Source organism: Streptomyces sp. NPDC025638 (assembly GCF_055558775.1).
Window position 1 is genome coordinate 144,175 of the sequence record NZ_JBVHLX010000006.1, and the last position, 17,524, is coordinate 161,698.

The 17,524-nt window shown below is 71.3% G+C and carries 16 protein-coding genes; 12 read left to right on the forward strand and 4 right to left on the reverse strand.

Annotated features, from left to right (window positions below; genetic code table 11):
• Window positions 1–88 precede the first annotated feature (88 nt).
• The 3 genes from ACZ4EG_RS17695 (at window position 89) to ACZ4EG_RS17705 (ending at window position 4,363) form a co-directional block, all read left to right on the forward strand.
• Window positions 89–1,555: an aminopeptidase P family protein gene (locus tag ACZ4EG_RS17695; protein WP_467791199.1), complete on the forward strand. Its 1,467-nt coding sequence runs from the start codon at window positions 89–91 to the stop codon at window positions 1,553–1,555.
• Between the two features lie 127 nt (window positions 1,556–1,682).
• The gene (pdxR, locus tag ACZ4EG_RS17700) at window positions 1,683–3,059 is read left to right on the forward strand and encodes a MocR-like pyridoxine biosynthesis transcription factor PdxR (RefSeq protein ID WP_467791200.1); all 1,377 of its coding nucleotides are present in this window, start codon (window positions 1,683–1,685) and stop codon (window positions 3,057–3,059) included.
• Between the two features lie 86 nt (window positions 3,060–3,145).
• Window positions 3,146–4,363, forward strand: coding sequence for an MFS transporter (locus tag ACZ4EG_RS17705; protein WP_467791201.1), 1,218 nt, complete (start codon window positions 3,146–3,148; stop codon window positions 4,361–4,363).
• Here the strand turns inward: ACZ4EG_RS17705 and ACZ4EG_RS17710 are convergent.
• The 4 genes from ACZ4EG_RS17710 to ACZ4EG_RS17725 form a co-directional block, all read right to left on the reverse strand.
• Window positions 4,338–5,171 (reverse strand): triphosphoribosyl-dephospho-CoA synthase, encoded by an 834-nt coding sequence (locus ACZ4EG_RS17710; protein ID WP_467791202.1) that lies wholly within the window; start codon window positions 5,169–5,171, stop codon window positions 4,338–4,340. The two genes, ACZ4EG_RS17705 and ACZ4EG_RS17710, sit on opposite strands and share 26 nt — an antisense overlap.
• A gap of 6 nt (window positions 5,172–5,177) precedes the next feature.
• Window positions 5,178–6,140, reverse strand: coding sequence for an intradiol ring-cleavage dioxygenase (locus ACZ4EG_RS17715; protein WP_467791203.1), 963 nt, complete (start codon window positions 6,138–6,140; stop codon window positions 5,178–5,180).
• 98 nt (window positions 6,141–6,238) lie between these two features.
• Window positions 6,239–6,802, reverse strand: coding sequence for a GNAT family N-acetyltransferase (locus tag ACZ4EG_RS17720; protein WP_467791204.1), 564 nt, complete (start codon window positions 6,800–6,802; stop codon window positions 6,239–6,241).
• A 38-nt stretch (window positions 6,803–6,840) separates the two neighbouring features.
• Window positions 6,841–7,287, reverse strand: a complete 447-nt coding sequence (locus ACZ4EG_RS17725) for an ATP-binding protein (protein ID WP_467791205.1) — start codon at window positions 7,285–7,287, stop codon at window positions 6,841–6,843.
• A 222-nt stretch (window positions 7,288–7,509) separates the two neighbouring features.
• Here ACZ4EG_RS17725 and ACZ4EG_RS17730 point away from each other — a divergent pair, with 222 nt between their 5' ends.
• From ACZ4EG_RS17730 to ACZ4EG_RS17770, 9 genes are all read left to right on the forward strand, one after another.
• Complete coding sequence (locus tag ACZ4EG_RS17730) at window positions 7,510–8,340, forward strand: hypothetical protein (protein WP_467791206.1); 831 nt, start codon at window positions 7,510–7,512, stop codon at window positions 8,338–8,340.
• 138 nt (window positions 8,341–8,478) lie between these two features.
• Window positions 8,479–9,213, forward strand: coding sequence for a YcnI family copper-binding membrane protein (locus ACZ4EG_RS17735; RefSeq protein ID WP_467791207.1), 735 nt, complete (start codon window positions 8,479–8,481; stop codon window positions 9,211–9,213).
• A 94-nt stretch (window positions 9,214–9,307) separates the two neighbouring features.
• The gene (locus ACZ4EG_RS17740; protein WP_467791208.1) at window positions 9,308–9,961 is read left to right on the forward strand and encodes an SCO family protein; all 654 of its coding nucleotides are present in this window, start codon (window positions 9,308–9,310) and stop codon (window positions 9,959–9,961) included.
• The gene (locus ACZ4EG_RS17745; RefSeq protein ID WP_467791209.1) at window positions 9,958–10,410 is read left to right on the forward strand and encodes a copper chaperone PCu(A)C; all 453 of its coding nucleotides are present in this window, start codon (window positions 9,958–9,960) and stop codon (window positions 10,408–10,410) included. The genes ACZ4EG_RS17740 and ACZ4EG_RS17745 overlap by 4 nt, the downstream gene beginning before the upstream one ends.
• Before the next feature lie 13 nt (window positions 10,411–10,423).
• Window positions 10,424–12,388, forward strand: coding sequence for a copper resistance CopC/CopD family protein (locus ACZ4EG_RS17750; protein ID WP_467791210.1), 1,965 nt, complete (start codon window positions 10,424–10,426; stop codon window positions 12,386–12,388).
• Between the two features lie 8 nt (window positions 12,389–12,396).
• The gene (gene efeB / locus ACZ4EG_RS17755) at window positions 12,397–13,686 is read left to right on the forward strand and encodes an iron uptake transporter deferrochelatase/peroxidase subunit (RefSeq protein WP_467791211.1); all 1,290 of its coding nucleotides are present in this window, start codon (window positions 12,397–12,399) and stop codon (window positions 13,684–13,686) included.
• A 79-nt stretch (window positions 13,687–13,765) separates the two neighbouring features.
• Window positions 13,766–14,698: a prephenate dehydratase gene (gene pheA, locus ACZ4EG_RS17760; RefSeq protein ID WP_453556507.1), complete on the forward strand. Its 933-nt coding sequence runs from the start codon at window positions 13,766–13,768 to the stop codon at window positions 14,696–14,698.
• 530 nt (window positions 14,699–15,228) lie between these two features.
• Window positions 15,229–16,506 (forward strand): serine--tRNA ligase, encoded by a 1,278-nt coding sequence (gene serS, locus ACZ4EG_RS17765; RefSeq protein WP_363299511.1) that lies wholly within the window; start codon window positions 15,229–15,231, stop codon window positions 16,504–16,506.
• Window positions 16,503–17,306, forward strand: a complete 804-nt coding sequence (locus ACZ4EG_RS17770; RefSeq protein WP_453556501.1) for an HAD family hydrolase — start codon at window positions 16,503–16,505, stop codon at window positions 17,304–17,306. The genes serS and ACZ4EG_RS17770 overlap by 4 nt, the downstream gene beginning before the upstream one ends.
• Window positions 17,307–17,524 lie beyond the last annotated feature (218 nt).

The window sequence follows — 17,524 nt, forward strand, 5'->3', positions numbered from 1 at the left end:
GTACGACCGTACGATGATGGGGGTCCCCCTGCTCGAGCGGAACCGAGATTCGCCGAGGGCTCGGGGGGACCGTGCCGTATCGAGGAGGATGACCGTGGCCGACGAGCTCACTCCGGAGACCCCGGAAACTGAGTCCGAGGAGCCCATCAAGCAGCGGAAGAACGGCCTGTACCCGGGCGTCTCCGACGAGCTCGCCGAGAACATGAAGTCCGGCTGGGCCGACACCGAGCTGCGCGACCTCAAGCCGATCGCGCAGGCCGCGCACACCGCGCGCCGCCGCGCCGACCTGTCCGCCCGCTTCCCGGGTGAGCGCCTGGTGATCCCGGCGGGCAACCTGAAGACCCGCTCGAACGACACCGAGTACGCCTTCCGGTCGTCGGTCGAGTACGCCTACCTCACGGGCAACCAGACCGAGGACGGCGTCCTGGTCCTGGAGCCCACCGCGGACGGCCACGAAGAAACGATCTACCTCCTGCCGCGCTCCGACCGCGAGAACGGCGAGTTCTGGCTCTCCGGCCAAGGCGAGCTGTGGGTCGGCCGCCGGCACTCGCTCACCGAGTCCGAGGCGCTGTACGGCATCCCCGCCGCGGATGTGCGCGAGCTGGCCGGGAAGCTGAAGGAGGCCACCGGCCCGGTCCGCGTGGTGCGCGGCTACGACTCCGCGATCGAGGCGGCCCTCACCGACAAGGTCACCGCCGAGCGCGACGAGGAGCTGCGCGTCTTCCTCTCCGAGGCCCGGCTGACCAAGGACGACTTCGAGATCGGCGAGCTGCAGAAGGCCGTCGACTCGACCGTGCGCGGCTTCGAGGACGTGGTGAAGGTCCTCGACAAGGCCGAGGCCACCTCCGAGCGCTACATCGAGGGCACCTTCTTCCTCCGCGCGCGGGTGGAGGGCAACGACGTCGGCTACGGCTCCATCTGCGCGTCCGGCCCGCACGCCTGCACCCTGCACTGGGTCCGCAACGACGGCCCGGTCCGCTCCGGCGACCTGCTCCTGCTGGACGCGGGCGTGGAGACGCACACCCTGTACACCGCGGACGTCACGCGGACCCTGCCGGTCAACGGCACGTTCAGCGAGATCCAGAAGAAGATCTACGACGCCGTGTACGAGGCGCAGGAGGCCGGTATCGCGGCCGTGAAGCCCGGCGCCAAGTACCGCGACTTCCACGACGCCGCCCAGCGCGTGCTCGCCGAGAAGATCGTCGAGTGGGGCCTGGTCGAGGGCCCGGTCGAGCGCGTCCTGGAGCTCGGCCTGCAGCGCCGCTGGACCCTGCACGGCACCGGGCACATGCTCGGCATGGACGTCCACGACTGCGCCGCCGCGCGGACGGAGACGTACGTCGAGGGCGTGCTCGAACCCGGCATGGTGCTCACGGTCGAGCCCGGCCTGTACTTCCAGGCCGACGACCTGACCGTGCCGGAGGCGTACCGGGGCATCGGCGTCCGCATCGAGGACGACATCCTGGTCACCGAGGACGGCAACCGGAACCTCTCGGACGGCCTGCCGCGCCGGTCCGACGAGGTCGAGGCGTGGATGGCGGCGCTGAAGGGCTGAGCATCGCCGAAGCGCTGACCGCGGGGCTGAGCGAAGCCCTATAGTGCGGATCAACGACTGATACGACACTGATGGCCGGGTACCTGTGCGGTACCCGGCCATTCACGTGCCTAGGGGGAGGCTTCTCGTGGACGACTTCTGGTCCGGTGTCGGCGTGGATCTGCATCTGGAGCCCGATTCGGCGGACGGACGCCGGGTCGGGCTGGAGCGGGCGCTGCGCGACGCCGTGCGCGACGGGCGGCTGGCGCCCGGCACCCGGCTGCCGGCGACCCGGCGGCTCGCGTCCGAGCTCGGGATCTCGCGCGGCACGGCCAAGGCGGCGTACGACCAACTGGTCGCCGAGGGATATCTGACGGCACGGCAGGGCTCGGGCACCCAGGTGGCCTCGCTGCCCTCCGTCGACGCCGGCACGCCGGAGGCTGCCGCACGCGCGCGTGCGCCCCGTTTCGATCTGCGGCCCGGCAGCCCGGACGTCGGGGCGTTCCCGGCGGCGGCCTGGCTGCGGGCGCTGCGCCGCGCCATCGCGACGGCACCCTCACTGGCGTACGACTACGGCGATCCGCGCGGCCGGATCGAACTGCGCACGGCGCTCTCGGGCTACCTGGGGCGGGCACGCGGGGTGATCGCCCCGCCGGAGCGGATCGTGATCACCTCCGGGTACGTGCAGGGCCTCGCGCTCCTCACGCGCGTGCTGGACGGCGCCGCCGTCGCCATGGAGGACCCCGGGCTGCCCTTCCACCGGGAGGTGGTGCGGCGCAACGGCGGCCGGGTGGTGCCCGTACCCGTCGACGAACGCGGGGCCCACGTGCAGGAGCTGGGCGACGCGGCCGCCGTGGTCGTCACGCCCGCCCACCAGTACCCGACCGGCGTGACCCTGCACCCGGAGCGGCGGCGGGCGCTCAGCGACTGGGCACGCGCGCGTGGGGGCCTGATCGTCGAGGACGACTACGACGGGGAGTTCCGCTACGACCGTCAGCCCGTCGGCGCGCTCCAGGGCATGGCGCCGGGCCAGGTGGTGTACCTGGGAACCGCCTCCAAGACCCTGGGCCCCGCGCTGCGGCTGGGCTGGATGGTGCTGCCGCCCCACCTGGCCGACGCGGTCGCGGACGCCAAGCTGCACAGCGACCACCACACCGAGTCCATCGGCCAGTTGGCACTCGCCGAACTCATCGACAGCCACGCCTACGACCGCCACGTGCGCGCGTGCCGCCTCAGATACCGGCGCCGCAGGGACCAGCTCCTGGACCGGCTGGGCCCGCGCCGGAAGGTGCGCGGGATCGCGGCCGGGCTGCACGCCCTGGTGGAGGTCACGGACGAGACGGAGGTGCTCGCGCGCGCGGAGGCGGAGGGGCTCGCACTCGGCCGCCTGGGGGACCACTGGCACACGCCCGCCGCGCCCGGCGAGGAACGGCAGCAGGGCCTGGTCGTCGGGTACGGCACGCCTCGGGAGCGGGTGTATCCGGAGGCGCTGGAGGTGCTGGCGAAGGTGCTGGTCGGGGCGTGAAGTCACCGGCGCCTCGTGAATTGGACCACTGAAGGGCCTTGATATTGGGCCTGTTGACGGGTCCAGCGCGCTTCTAGTGTCATCGTATGACGAACCGTCCGCAGCGCGTCCTGGCACTGGCCCAGTTGACCAACTCCATCGGCGACGGCGCCTACTACGTGACGTCGGCGCTGTACTTCACCCGTGTCGTGGGGCTCGCCCCCGCGCGCGTGGGGCTCGGGCTCACCATCGGCTGGGCGGTCGGCTCGCTGGTGGGGGTGCCGCTGGGGCGGCTCGCGGACCGGCGCGGGGCGCGCGGGACGGCGGTGCTGCTGGCGCCGGCGACAGGGCTGGCGGTGGCGTCCTTCCTCGTCGTGCGCGGCTTCGTGCCGTTCGTCCTCGCCGCCTGCGCCTATGCCGCCGCGCAGTCGGGGCTGGCGGCGGCCCGGCAGGCGCTGCTGGCGGGGCTGGTGCCGGCCGGGGAGCGCACCGGGCTGCTGGCACGGCTGCAGTCGACGCTCAACGCCGGTCTGGCGGTGGGCGCGGGCATTGGCGGGCTCGCGCTGCACGCCGGGACGCGGGCGGCGTATCTGGCGGTGTTCGCGCTGGACACCGTGACGTTTCTGCTGTGCGCGGGGCTGCTGCTGCGGCTGCCCTCCATGGCGCCCGGGGCCCCGCGGAAACGTGACGGCGGCGCCAGGCCGGGGGTGCTGCACGACCGCCCGTACGCCGTCGTCACCCTTCTCAACACGGTCCTGCTGCTGCGGATGCCGCTGCTCAGCCTGGGGCTGCCGCTGTGGATCGCCGAGCGGACGGCCGCGCCCGACTGGCTGGTGTCCGCGCTGTTCGTGCTCAACACGGGGGCCGTCATGGTCTTCCAGGTGCGCATGGCGCGCGGGGTCACCGGCCTCGCGTCGGCCGCGCGGGCGGTGCGGCGCTCGGGCTGGGTGATGCTGGCGGCGTGCGCGGTGTTCGCGCTGACGGCGGGGGCCTCCGCGTGGGTGGCCGTTGTCCTGCTGGTGACCGGGGCGGCGCTCCAGGTGGTGGCCGAGATGGGGCAGTCGGCCGGCTCCTGGCAGCTGTCGTTCGACCTGGCCCCGGCCGACCGCATCGGCGAGTACCAGGGTTTCTTCGGCACCGGCGTCACGGTGGCCCGCACCCTCGGCCCGCTGGTGCTGACCTCCCTGCTGGTGGAGTGGGGCACCCCGGGCTGGCTGCTGCTGGGCGGCGCGACGCTGGCGGCGTCGTACGCGATGGGGCCGGCGACGCGACGGGCCGCCGGCCGTGCCTCCGATGAGATCACGCGGCCCGTGCTCGTGGGCTGACCGGCAGCGAGTCAAGGAACAGCGCCCCCGCGAGCAGCCCCGCGCTGCCGCGGGGGCTCCACGCGCGCGCGTGCAGGTCGGCGTCGAGAGCGGCCAGCGCCGCCGCGCCCGCCTCCGTCGCCGTACCGCCCGCCTCCAGGATGCCGCGGGCGCCCGCCTGGACCTGGCGCAGTCCGAACGGGCCCGCGGTGTGGAGCAGTTCGGTGTCCTGGAGGGTGGACATCACGGTGAGCACGGCGTCGAGGCGGGCCTGTGCCTCGGTGGCACCGGCCGAGCGAGCCGCCGCCAGCGCCTCCAACGCCCGTCGTACGTGCGGGAATCCGGCCCTGGCCTCGCCCCGGGCGCCGGCCGCGCCGTACTTGGCCGAGACGGTGGATCCGCGCGACGGCCGCCGCGGGGCGCCGCGGTCGGTGAACGCGGCGATCCGCCGGGCGTTCGCGGCGACTTCCGAGGCCTTGGCCCCGGGGTCGAGGGCGGCCGCGGCGACCAGCAGGCCGAGCGCCCACAGGGCGCCCCGGTGGCCGTCGCCCGCCAGGGACACCGAGTGTTCGGTGCAGCGCCCGATGGCGCCCAGTTCCGCCCGCAGGGCCTGGGTGGGGCGCCCGGCGCGGCGGGCGGAGGCGGCCATCGCGGCGAGGCCGGGCGCGAGCGCCCTGGCCGACCAGCGCAGGGAACCGTGGTCCCGGCGGGTCGGACGGCCGTCGAGGTCGCGTGGGTCGGGCAGCCCCGGTTTCGGTGACAGTGCCAGCTCAGAGGTGAGCGCGTCCACGGCGGCCCGCGCCAGCGCGTCGTCCTCGCGGCTAGTCATGGCTGCTCATAGCTGCTCATGGCTACGAGACGCGGAGGCCGACGGGGAGGCACTGTCGCTGGGCGGTGCGCCCGTCGGGGCGTCGCCGGGCGCACCGCTCGGGGGTGTGCCTCCGCCCCCGCTGCCCGCGCCGGTGTTCTCGGCGTCGGGGTCGATGCCCAGGGTGAGGAAGCCCTTGTAGCCCTTGGCCGGGTCGCTCTTGTGGACGGCCTTGAGGGTCAGCAGACCGCTGGTGGCGCCGCCGTCGTCGTAGACCATGTCGTCGGCGAGCGTGGTGTAGCTGCCGGAGTGCTTGGAGTAGGGCTCCAGGGCGAAGACCGCCTCGGCGACGTCGTCGTCGAAGAACAGCTGGCCGGTGTGGTCGACCTTGCCGCCCTCGTAGGTGCCGTCCTCCTTCTCGCCGCCCGTGTGCACCTTCACGTGGATGTGGCAGGTACGCGGGGTGTACCAGCCCGGGAAGATCGTCTCGAACTTCACGACCCCGTTGGCGTTGGCGATCTGATAGCCGCGCAGATAGGTGTTGTCGTTCGCGCTGTCGCCCTCCTCGCTCTCGGCCGGGGCCGAGCCGCCCGGGTTGGCCGTGGTGTAGCCGGAGTAGTAACCCCAGGCGTCGCAGTGCCAGATCTCGACGGCGGCGCCGGGGACCGGGGTGCAGCCGTCGGTGGCGTCCACGACGGTCAGGCGCAGCGTCAGCGGTACGCCGCTCTTGCCCTCGGTGATGTCCTTGCGCACCAGGGCACCATCGAGGTAGTAGGGGCCCTCCGTGACGCTCGTCATCAGCTGCATGCAGGTGCCGCCGGTCGACGTCGTCGAGGCCGAGGCCGCGGCGGTCGTCTCGGCGCCCGTGGCCGTGTCGGCGAAGGCCGACTGGTAACCGGCGGCCGCGAAGCCGCCGGCCGCGACCGTGCCCCCGGTCACCGCGAGGGCGCGGCGCCGGGTGAGGGAAGTGTTTCGGTGATTGCCCGTCATGGCCGAGCAAACTAGGAAGGCCGCTTGTCAAGCACATGGGCAAGAGCTTTCAAAGGGCTGTGAAAGCCCGGGAATCCGAGGTCGGCCGGAACACCTCGTCAGATGGCCGGATCCGCATCGTGCAGGATCCGCTGGAAGAGATGACAGTCCCGCCATTCCCCATTGATATGCAAATAACTCGGGGCCATGCCGATCGAATCGAAACCGCATTTCTTCAGGACGCGCTGTGAACCGGTGTTCTCGATAAGCGTGGACGCCTCGATCCGGTGCAGTCCGACCGTGTCCCGCGCGATACGGCACACCCGCTCCACGGCACTGCTGGCCAGCCCCCGGTTCTGCTGGTCGGCGGCGACCCAGTAACCCAGATAGGCGCTGCAGAAGGGTCCCATCGAGATGCCGGACAGCGTGATCGCCCCCACGATCCGCCCGCCGTCCGACTCAAGGACCCAGGGCACCAGACCGCCCTCCGCGAACTGCCGCAGCAGCTCCTCCAGACGCTCCGTCTGACCCTCGAGCGTGAAGAAGGAGTCCGGTCTGCACGGCTCCCACGGTTCGAGATGTTTCCGGTTCTCGACGTATGCGGAACAAAGCGCCGAAGCATCGTCCTGAGCGAGCGGCCGTAGCCGTACTCCCTCGAATATTTCCTCGGTTCCGATATTCATGCGCGCACCCTAGCGCGGCCGTTATGCCTGCGCAGCAGTCATGCCGTAAGCAGGGAAGGATCTTTCTTCCACTTGAGCATCTTGTCGAAGCTCACCACCGTCCCTCCCCGGCCCGGCTTGTCGCCGATGTGGACGTGATCGGCGAGTTCCCTGATCAAGAACAGTCCGCGGCCGTGCTCGGCGTCCACGCGCGGCGGGCGCGGAGCATGGGTGCGGGCGAACCCCGGCCCGGAGTCGGCCACTTCGATGCGGCACTTCTCGCCGTCCAGGTAGGCGGTCACCCGGTACGCCTCCGACGAGCCGCCGCGCGACGCGTCCCCGCCGTGCTCGACGGCGTTCGCGCAGGCCTCGCCGAGGGCGACGGACAGGTCGTAGGACACATCAGGGTCGACGCCCGCGGTCTCCATCGTGCCGAGCAGCAACCGGCGGGCGAGCGGCACGCTCGCGGCCTCGCGGCGCAGATGGAGTGACCACCAGATGCTCATGCTCCAGCCTCCAGGCCGCGGCTCGACATACCGTTACCTATTGCCGCCAATCCCCGGGTGTAAGCACCCCGTCCGCGTGACCCCGCCCATACGGACGATGCGCGCGGGCAGGAATCGGTGTATGAAGGGGCGGCTCACGGCAGAGCGTGATCTTCCGGTCGAACGGAACCTTGTGGACCTGACGTCGGGCAACGGCGAGTCCAGTGCGATGATGAGGCCGCCATGACTGCCCCCCACCAGCGCACGGCGCGCTCCGGAAACCGACTCCGGATCCTGCGGGCCGCGGTGTTCGCCGCGGTCTGTGTCGTGCTGGCCGCGGCCGGGCACACCTTGGCCTCCTGCGCCACCGTTCCGCTGTGGACGCTGGGCGCGGGCTTCCTCGGCGCCCTCGCGCTCGTGGCGCCGCTCGCCGGACGCGAGCGCTCACTGCCGGGAATCGTCGCGCTGCTCGCGCTCGGCCAGACCGTGCTGCACACGCTGTTCGGGCTGGGCCAGCACGGTACAGCGACCATGTCGTCCGGCGCGATGTCGATGGGCTCCATGGCCGGGATGAGCGACGCCACGCTGGTCGAGCGGGCCGCGCGGCTCGTCTGCGGCACGGGCGTCGCGGCGATCACCCCGGCCCACGCCTACCGGATCCTCTCCCAGGCGCACCTGCTCACCGGCTCCGGCACGGACATGAGCGCCATGCACCACGCGGCGGACGCCACCGGCTCCTCGGAGTCGCTGCTGCCGTCCCTGCCGATGCTGCTCGGTCACGTGCTCGCCGCGGTGGCCGTCGGCTGGCTGCTGCGCCGCGGCGACCTGGCCGTGCTGCGTCTGCTGGAGTTGTCGGCGCATGGGGTCGCCGAGGGAGCGCTCGTACGTTCCCTGCGCGGGGCGCTCGCGCTGGTGCGTGCCCTGTGCGCCGGGCTTCCGGCCGCTCCCGAGGCGGGCCCGCGACAGCGGCGCACCGCCGGGGACGAACCACCCGCACCCCACGCCACCGCACTCCAGCACTCGGTGATCCGGCGCGGCCCGCCCGCGGCCGCCGCACTCGTCCTCGCTGCCTGACGCGACGCGACCACATCACACCACTCCACCGGGACCGGGACGGAGGGGCCGGCCGCCGTCGTGCGGCACGCGCGCGTGCACTTCGTGCGCGCCCCCCTTCTTTCACCGGAACTCACACAGAGTGGAGTGCTCCACGCCATGAAGGTTTCTCGTCTCGCCGCCGCCGCTGCCGTCGCGGGCTCGGCCGTCCTCGCCCTCTCCGCGCCCGCCTTCGCGCATGTCTCCGTGCAGCCCGAGGGCACCGCGGCCAAGGGCGGCTACGCGGTCGTCGACTTCAAGGTCCCCAACGAGCGCGACAACGCCTCGACCACCAAGGTCGAGGTCAACTTCCCGGCGGACCACCCGCTGGCCTCCGTGATGCCGCAGCCGGTCGCCGGCTGGACGGCGGAGGTCACCAAGTCCAAGCTGGACAAGCCGCTGGAGATGCACGGCAAGAAGATCGACGAGGCCGTCACCAAGGTCACCTGGACCGCCGGCGGCAAGGGCATCGAACCCGGCTACTTCCAGAAGTTCCCGCTCTCCCTGGGCACCCTGCCCGAGGACACCGACGAACTCGTCTTCAAGGCGGTCCAGACGTACTCCAACAAGGAGGTCGTGCGCTGGATCGAGGTGCAGCAGGACGGTCAGGAGGAACCCGAGAACCCGGCCCCCGTCCTCACCCTGTCCGCCGCATCCGCCGATGAGCACGGGCACGGCTCCACGACCGCCGAGGACGCCTCCGACAAGAAGACCGAGACCGCGGCCGTGGCCGACTCCGGCTCCTCCGGCGGCAGCGACACCACCGCACGCGTACTCGGCGTGGCGGGCATCGTCGTCGGCGCGGCGGGAGTCGCGTACGGCGTGCTCGCCGGGCGCCGGCGGTCCGCCGCCTGAGCCCCGCCGCCCGCACCGCGCACCGGGGGTCGTGCGACTCTTGCGTACGACCCCCCGGTGCGCTCCGGAGCTCTCACATCTGGGACATTTTTCTATGCGCAAGAAGACGTACGCCGCGGCCGCGCTGCTCGCCGCCGCCACCCTGCCCCTCTCCGCCTGCGGCAGCGGTGACGACGGCAAGTCGCCCATCGCCGTGGTCTCCGAGGAGTCCGGCTCGGCCAAGGCCGCCACCCTCCTCGACAAGCCGTTCGAGAAGCCGGACCTGGTCCTCACCGACACACACGGCAAGAAGTACGACCTCCGCAAGGAGACCGAGGGCCGGCCGACGCTGGTCTACTTCGGCTACACGCACTGCCCCGACATCTGCCCGCTGACCATGAACAACGTGGCGGTCGCCAAGAAGTCGCTGTCCAAGGCGGAGCAGGCCGAGCTGCGGGTCGTGTTCGTCACCACCGATCCGGCCCGCGACACGCCGTCCGAGCTCGGCAAGTGGCTCAAGGGCATCGACCCCGAGTTCATCGGCCTGACCGGCGACTTCGCCACCATCCAGGCCGGCGCCCGCTCCCTCGGCATCTCCATCGAGCCGACGAAGAAGGACAAGAACGGCAAGATCGTCTCCGTCCACGGCACCCAGGTCGTCGCCTTCTCGCCGAAGACCGACGGGGGTTACCTCCTCTACGGCGAGGACGCCACCGTCGACGACTACACCAAGGACCTGCCCGAGATCATCAAGGGAGCGAACCCGTGAGGCGTCTCGCCGTACCCGGCGCCGTGCTGGCGGGCGCACTCACCCTCGCGGGCTGCGGCGGATCCGACGACACGGCTGCCGAGCTGTCGGTCGGCGCCTCCTACATGCCCCAGCCGGTCTCCGCCGACATGGCCGCCGGCTTTCTGACGATAACGAACAAGGGCGCCGCGAAGGACGAGCTGACCTCCGTCACCAGCGACGTCGCGGGCCGGGTCACCATGCACGACACCGTGGGCGGCAGCATGCAGGAGGTCACCTCCTTCGCCGTCCCGGCACACGGCCGACTCGTGTTCAGGAGCGGTGGCAACCATCTGATGTTCGAGAAGCTGAACCGCAGGCCGAAGCAGGGCGACACGATCACGCTGAAGCTGAAGTTTGCCAAGTCCGGACCCCTCACCGTCGAGATGCCGGTGAAGTCCGCCACGTACAACCCGTCGACCGGACACTGAGGGAGGGACCACCTTGACCCGGACCGTCGCGCCCCGCCTGCGGACCCTGGTGCTGCTGTTCCTGGCCGTCACCGGCGCGCTCCTCGCCGGGGCCGGTCCGGCCTCCGCGCACGCCGCGCTGACCGGCAGCGACCCCGCGCAGGGGGTGGTGGTCGACAAGGCCCCCGACCAGGTGTCGCTCACCTTCTCGGAGAAGGTGGCGATGAACGACGACTCGTTGCGCGTCCTCGACCCCAAGGGCAAACGGGTGGACGCCGGCAAGCCGTCCAACGTGAGCGGGACGACCTACGCCGTGCAGCTCAAGAGCGGTCTGGGCAACGGCACGTACACCGTCACCTACCAGGTCGTCTCCGCGGACAGCCACCCCGTCGCCGGTGCCTACACCTTCTCCGTCGGCGCCCCTTCCGTGACCACCGTCTCCGTCTCCGACCAGACGGCGGGCGGCGGAGTCGTGGGCTGGCTGTACGGGTTCGGGCGGTACGTGTCGTACGCCGGCTACATCGTGCTGGTGGGCGGCGGCGCCTTCGTGCTCGCCTGCTGGCAGCGCGGCTCCGGGGTGCGGGCCCTGCAGCGGCTCGTCGTCGGCGGCTGGCTCGCGCTCACCTCGGCCACCCTGTGGCTGCTGCTCCTGCGTGGCTCCTACACCACCTCGGGGAAGTTCGGCGATGTCTTCGACCTGAGCCTGCTCGGCCAGGTGCTGCAGACCAAGACCGGCGCCGCACTGGTCTCCCGGCTGCTGCTGCTCGCCGCGGCCGCGCTGTTCATCGCGGTGCTCTTCGGGACCTACGCCCACCCGTCTCCCGCCACCACCCTGAACGACGGCGCTACGCGCCGACCCCCTGATTCAAGGGAGGACGAGGAGAAGCGCGACCTGAGGTTCGGGCTGGCCATCGGCGGGACCGTGGTCGCCGCCGGGCTGGCGGCGAGCTGGGCGATGGCCGAGCACGCCTCGACCGGGCTCCAGCCGGGCATCGCCATGCCCGTCGACGTGCTCCATCTGCTGGCGGTCGCCGCCTGGCTGGGCGGACTCGTCGCCCTGCTCGTCGCGCTCCACCGGACGCCCGCCGACACACCCGTCGAGGCCGCCGCCGTACACCGCTTCTCCCGCCTCGCCTTCGGGTCCGTGGCCGCGCTGGTCGCCACCGGCATCTACCAGTCCTGGCGCCAGCTCGGCTCCTGGTCCGCGTTCACCGACACCCGCTACGGACAGCTGCTGCTCGTCAAGATCGGGCTTGTCCTGCTGCTCGTCGGCATCGCGTGGATCTCGCGGCGCTGGACGGCACGGCTCACGGACACCGCGGCGACCACGGCCACCACGAAGCAGGCCGAGGCGGAGCTGCCCGCCAAGGAGCACGTCACGGCACCGGCCGCGGCCGGTGACTCCCAGCGGGCCGCCCAGCTCTCCCGGCAGCGGGCCGCCGTGGACGCCACCCGGCAGAAGCGACTGCGCGAGGCCGACCCCAACCGCTTCGGCCTGCGCCGCTCGGTGTTCGCGGAGGCGGGCGTGGCGGTCGTCCTGCTCGCCGTCACCACCCTGCTGACCCAGACCGAGCCGGGACGCACCGAGCAGGAGGCCAAGGCGGCCACGTCGGCGTCCTCATCGTCCTCGTCGTCCTCCTCGTCGTCCTCGACCTCCGGGGCGCTGACCCTGGACATGCCGTTCGACACCGGCGGCAAGGACGGCAAGGGCGTCGTACGACTCGACCTCGACCCCGCGCGCGTGGGCGGCAACGAGATGCACGTCTACGTACAGCGGCCCAACGGCCGGGCCTTCGACATCCCCGAGGTGAAGGTCGCCTTCACCCTGGAGGCCAAGAAGATCGGTCCCCTTCCCGTGACCCCCGACCACATCGCCACCGGGCACTGGGCAGCGGACGGGGTGCAGATCCCCATGGCCGGCGAATGGAAGATCGCCGTGACCGTGCGGACCTCCGACATCGACCAGACGTCCGTCTCCAAGAACGCGCAGATCGGCTGAACCGCACCATGACCGACCAGTCCACCTCCTCCGAAGCGCTCGCCCCCGAAGAGGACGTCCCGGAGAACGGCGACCCCCAAGAGGGGATATCGCGGCGGAAGCTGCTCGGCACCGCCGGTGCGAGCGGGCTTGTGCTCGGTTCGGCGGGCGGGGCCGTGGGGTACGCGGCCGCACCCGCCCAGGCCACCCCGCTGACCTCGGTGGGCTCCGGCCGGGCGATGTTTCACGGGAAACATCAGCCCGGCATCACCGAGGGCCTCCAGGCACGGGGCCACCTCGTCGCCTTCGACCTCGCGGCGGGCGCGGGCCGCAAGGAGGCGGCCGCCCTGCTGCGCCGCTGGTCGACGACGGCCGAGCGGCTGATGGCGGGCGAGGCGGCCGCGCACGACGACACGGACGTGGCCCGGGACGCCGGCCCGTCGTCGCTGACGATCACCTTCGGCTTCGGCAACAGCTTCTTCACCAGGACCGGACTGGACAAGCAGCGCCCGGTCTCCCTCGACCCACTGCCCGACTTCTCCTCCGACCACCTGGACAGGGCGCGCAGCAATGGCGACCTGTGGGTGCAGATCGGCGCCGACGACGCCCTGGTCGCCTTCCACGCCCTGCGCGCGATCCAGAAGGAGGCGGGCGGCGCGGCCCGCATCCGCTGGCAGATGAACGGCTTCAACCGCACCCCGGGCGCCACCGCCCACCCGATGACGGCCCGCAATCTGATGGGCCAGATCGACGGCACCCGTAATCCGAAGCCCGCGGACGCCGACTTCGACAAGCGGATCTTCGTCCCGGCGTCCGGCTCCAACGACCCGGCCTGGATGGCGAACGGCTCCTATGCGGTCGTACGCCGTATCCGCATGCTCCTCGACGACTGGGAGAAGCTCTCGGTCAAGGCCCAGGAGGGCGTCATCGGGCGCCGCAAGTCCGACGGGGCGCCGCTGTCCGGGGGCACCGAGACGACCGCGATGGACCTGGAGAAGGCCGACGCCCACGGCAACTACGTCGTTCCGGGCAATGCGCACGCCCGGATCACGCGGCCCGACCAGAACGGGGGCGCGGCCATGCTGCGGCGCCCGTTCTCGTACCACGACGGCTTCGACACGGACGGGGTGCCCGACGCGGGGCTGCTCTTCGTGTGCTGGCAGGCGGATCCGCTGCGTGGCTTCGTACCGGTGCAGCGCAAGCTCGACCGGGGCGACGCGCTGTCGAAGTACATCCGCCACGAGGCGAGCGGTCTGTTCGCCGTGCCGGGCGGGGCGGCGCGCGGAGAGTACGTGGGCCAGCGGCTGCTGGAGGGCTGAGCGCGCCCCGGTTCACTCAGCAGAGGGGCTGTCGTGAGACACGTGAGCCCCGTTTCCCCGAGGCCATTAGGGTGAGGACATGCCAGCGAGCTATGCGTATCTCGGCCCCGAGGGCACCTTCACGGAAGTGGCCCTGCGCACACTTCCGGAGGCGGCGACCCGGGAGCTGATCCCATACGTTTCGGTGCAGTCCGCTCTCGACGCCGTGCGCGCCGGTGACGCCGAGGCCGCGTTCGTGCCGATCGAGAACTCGGTCGAGGGTGGCATCACGACCACCCTCGACGAGCTGGTCGCGGGCGCGCCGCTGATGATCTACCGCGAGGTGCTGCTGTCGATCACCTTCGCGCTGCTGGTCCGGCCCGGCACCAAGCTGTCCGAGATCAAGACGGTCACCGCCCATCCGGCCGCTCAGCCGCAGGTCCGCAACTGGCTCAGGACCAACCTCCCGAACGCCGTCTGGGAGTCGGCCGCCTCGAACGCCGACGGTGCCCGGCTGGTCCAGGAGGGCCGGTACGACGCCGCCTTCGCCGGTGAGTTCGCGGCCGCCCGGTACGGTCTGGTGCCCCTGGAGACCGGGATCCACGACGCGGAGAACGCGCAGACCAGGTTCGTCCTGGTGGGCCGGCCGGCCCGGCCCGCGGCGCCGAGCGGCGCGGACAAGACCTCCGTCGTGCTGTGGCAGCGCGACGACCACCCCGGTGGGCTGCGCGACCTCCTCGGCGAGTTCGGCACCCGGGGCATCAACCTGATGCTGCTGCAGTCCCGGCCCACCGGCGCCGGCATCGGCAACTACTGCTTCTGCATCGACGCCGAGGGCCATATCTCCGACCGCAGGATGGCCGAGGCCCTGATGGGGCTGAAGCGGATCTGTCTGCAGGTGCGGTTCCTCGGCTCTTACCCGCGCGCCGACATCAAGCCCGACGATGTCCGGCCCACGCTGCCGGGAACGTCGGACGAGGAGTTCGTCACGGCGGCGGACTGGGTGGCGCGGTGCCAGGACGGCCGTTTCTAGCCAGTCCTACCTGCATACCTTCGTTGTCCACAGGAGTTATCCACAGGCGCTCTTCTCGACCTGGGGACAAGTCGACAACGAAGTGCCACTCAGTCGACAAATCGCCCTGTGGCTGCCAGATGGGGGCACCGGCGCACAGGTCACCCTTCGTCCACTCGTTTCCTTTGGTTCATCTTTTGGGGCGACCACTTTCCACCCGAAAGTAGGTGTCAGGGCGGTTTGGGTGGGGAATTCTTCGGCCCGTCGAACGCTTCCGGAGTGATCGATTCCGAAATCCACAGACCTTCCGCACAGCCTGTGGATAACTCTTCCCGGAGTGTGGACCCCTGTGGACAACCGGGCTTCCAAATCCCGTTCTCCACAAGGGAATCGAGTCAACACGACGCCTGCCGCTTGCCCCGTCCCAGGGAGTGAGACACTTTTCCTTGACACGCTCGGCAATTCGCTCATAACGGAACGTAAGCCGCGAATCGGAACCCGTTGGAATAGTGATTCGTGAGCGGCAACCTCGCACCGGTAGCCTTGAGCCCGTGATTGACCTTCGCCTGCTCCGTGAGGACCCCGACCGTGTGCGCGCGTCCCAGCGCGCCCGTGGAGAGGACGTCGCGCTCGTCGACGCCCTCCTGTCTGCCGACGAGCGGCGCAGGTCGTCCGGCGTCCGCTTCGACGAACTGCGCGCCGAGCAGAAGCAGCTCGGCAAGCTCATCCCCAAGGCCCCCGCGGACGAGAAGGCCGAGCTGCTCAAGCGTGCCGAGCAGCTCAAGGCCGACGTCAAGGCCGCCGACGCCGAGCGCGACGCGGCCGACGCCGAGACCCAGGAGCTCGTGCTCAGGCTCGGCAACCTCGTCCACCCCGACGTGCCCGTCGGCGGCGAGGAGGACTTCGTCACGCGGGAGACGCACGGCACCATCCGCGACTTCGGCGCCGAGGGCTTCGAGCCCAAGGACCACCTGGAGCTCGGCCAGCTGCTCGGCGCGATCGACGTCGAGCGCGGCGCCAAGGTCTCCGGCTCGCGCTTCTACTTCCTCACCGGTGTCGGCGCCCTGCTGGAGCTGGCCCTGGTGAACGCGGCGATCGCCCAGGCGACAGCCGCGGGCTTCACGCCGATGCTGACCCCGGCCCTCGTCCGCCCCCAGTCCATGGCGGGCACCGGCTTCCTCGGCCAGGCGGCCCAGGACGTCTACCACCTCGACAAGGACGACCTCTACCTGGTCGGCACGTCCGAGGTGCCGCTGGCGGCCTACCACATGGACGAGATCATCGACGCGGACCGCCTCCCGCTGCGCTACGCCGGCTTCTCGCCCTGCTTCCGCCGCGAGGCCGGCTCACACGGCAAGGACACCAAGGGCATCTTCCGCGTCCATCAGTTCGACAAGGTCGAGATGTTCTCCTACGTCACTCCCGAGGAGTCGCAGGAGGAGCACAAGCGCCTGCTGGAGTGGGAGAAGCAGTGGCTGACCTCGCTGGAGCTGCCGTTCCGCGTCATCGACGTCGCCACCGGTGACCTGGGCGCCTCTGCCTCCCGCAAGTTCGACTGCGAGGCGTGGATCCCGACGCAGGGCAAGTACCGCGAGCTGACCTCGACCTCGGACTGCACCGAGTTCCAGTCCCGCCGCCTGTCGATCCGCGTCCGCGAGGGCAAGCAGGTCCGCCCGCTGGCGACGCTGAACGGCACGCTGTGCGCCGTACCGCGCACGATCGTGGCGATCCTGGAGAACCACCAGCAGGCCGACGGCTCCGTCCGCGTCCCCGAGGTGCTGCGCCCGTACCTGGGCGGCCGGGAGGTCCTGGAGCCGGTGGCCAAGTGAGCGGTGGCTTCCCGTACGGGCTGGTCGCCACCGATCTCGACGGAACGCTCCTGCGCTCCGACGAATCGATCTCACAGCGCACCCGTGACGCGCTCGCCGCGGCCACCGCGGCGGGCGCGGCGCACATCGTGGTCACGGGCCGCGGGGTCCCCTGGACCCGGCACATCCTCGACGACCTCGGATACCAGGGCCTCGCCGTCTGCGGACAGGGCGCGCAGGTGTACGACGCCGGCGAGCACCGGCTGCTGACCTCCGTCACCCTGGACCGCCGGCTGGCGGGGGTGGCCCTGGCCAAGATCGAGGCCGAGGTGGGCCCGCTGTTCCTCGCGGCGAGCCGGGACGGCCTCGACGGCGAGGTGCTGGTCGGCCCCGGGTACGCGGTCACCGGAAGGCTCCCGGCGACGCCGTTCACGGACGTGTCCGACCTCTGGGCCGCGCCGCTGAACAAGATCTACATACAGCACCCCACCCTCTCGGACGACGAGCTGGCCGAGGCGTCCCGACGGGCCGCGGGCGGCTTCGTCACGGTCGCCCTGGCGGGCGAGGGCATCGTGGAGCTCCTGCCGCTGGGCCTGTCCAAGGCGACGGGCCTCTCCCTGGCGGCCCGCCGCCTGGGCCTGAAGGCCACCGACACGATCGCCTTCGGCGACATGCCCAACGACATCCCGATGTTCACCTGGTCATCCCGCGGCGTGGCCATGGCCAACGCCCACGAGGAACTGAGGGCAGTGGCGAACGAGGTGACGTCCTCCAACGAAGAGGACGGCATCGCGGTGGTACTGGAGCGACTGCTGGGTTGACGGCAGCCACGGCGGTTCCGACCACCGCTGTGGGCAGTCATTCCGACCGCCGTGGACGATCGTTCTCGACCGCTGTGGGCAGTCGTTCCGCAGGGCGATGGGGGTCCCCGCTCGAGCGAAGCCGAGAGTGGGGCAGGGTGGGCACAGCCTGCAGCACGGGTGCCTTCTTGACGTACCCCAGCCTGCAGCGCCGGGTGCCTTCTTGACGTACCCCAGCC

Coding starts and splice junctions, on each gene's coding strand:
- ACZ4EG_RS17695 (WP_467791199.1), top strand. CDS start 89: ATGACCGTGGCCGACGAGCTCACTCCGGAGACCCCGGAAACTGAGTCC.
- ACZ4EG_RS17705 (WP_467791201.1), top strand. CDS start 3,146: ATGACGAACCGTCCGCAGCGCGTCCTGGCACTGGCCCAGTTGACCAAC.
- ACZ4EG_RS17710 (WP_467791202.1), bottom strand. CDS start 5,171: ATGACTAGCCGCGAGGACGACGCGCTGGCGCGGGCCGCCGTGGACGCG.
- ACZ4EG_RS17715 (WP_467791203.1), bottom strand. CDS start 6,140: ATGACGGGCAATCACCGAAACACTTCCCTCACCCGGCGCCGCGCCCTC.
- ACZ4EG_RS17720 (WP_467791204.1), bottom strand. CDS start 6,802: ATGAATATCGGAACCGAGGAAATATTCGAGGGAGTACGGCTACGGCCG.
- ACZ4EG_RS17725 (WP_467791205.1), bottom strand. CDS start 7,287: ATGAGCATCTGGTGGTCACTCCATCTGCGCCGCGAGGCCGCGAGCGTG.
- ACZ4EG_RS17730 (WP_467791206.1), top strand. CDS start 7,510: ATGACTGCCCCCCACCAGCGCACGGCGCGCTCCGGAAACCGACTCCGG.
- ACZ4EG_RS17735 (WP_467791207.1), top strand. CDS start 8,479: ATGAAGGTTTCTCGTCTCGCCGCCGCCGCTGCCGTCGCGGGCTCGGCC.
- ACZ4EG_RS17740 (WP_467791208.1), top strand. CDS start 9,308: ATGCGCAAGAAGACGTACGCCGCGGCCGCGCTGCTCGCCGCCGCCACC.
- efeB (WP_467791211.1), top strand. CDS start 12,397: ATGACCGACCAGTCCACCTCCTCCGAAGCGCTCGCCCCCGAAGAGGAC.
- pheA (WP_453556507.1), top strand. CDS start 13,766: ATGCCAGCGAGCTATGCGTATCTCGGCCCCGAGGGCACCTTCACGGAA.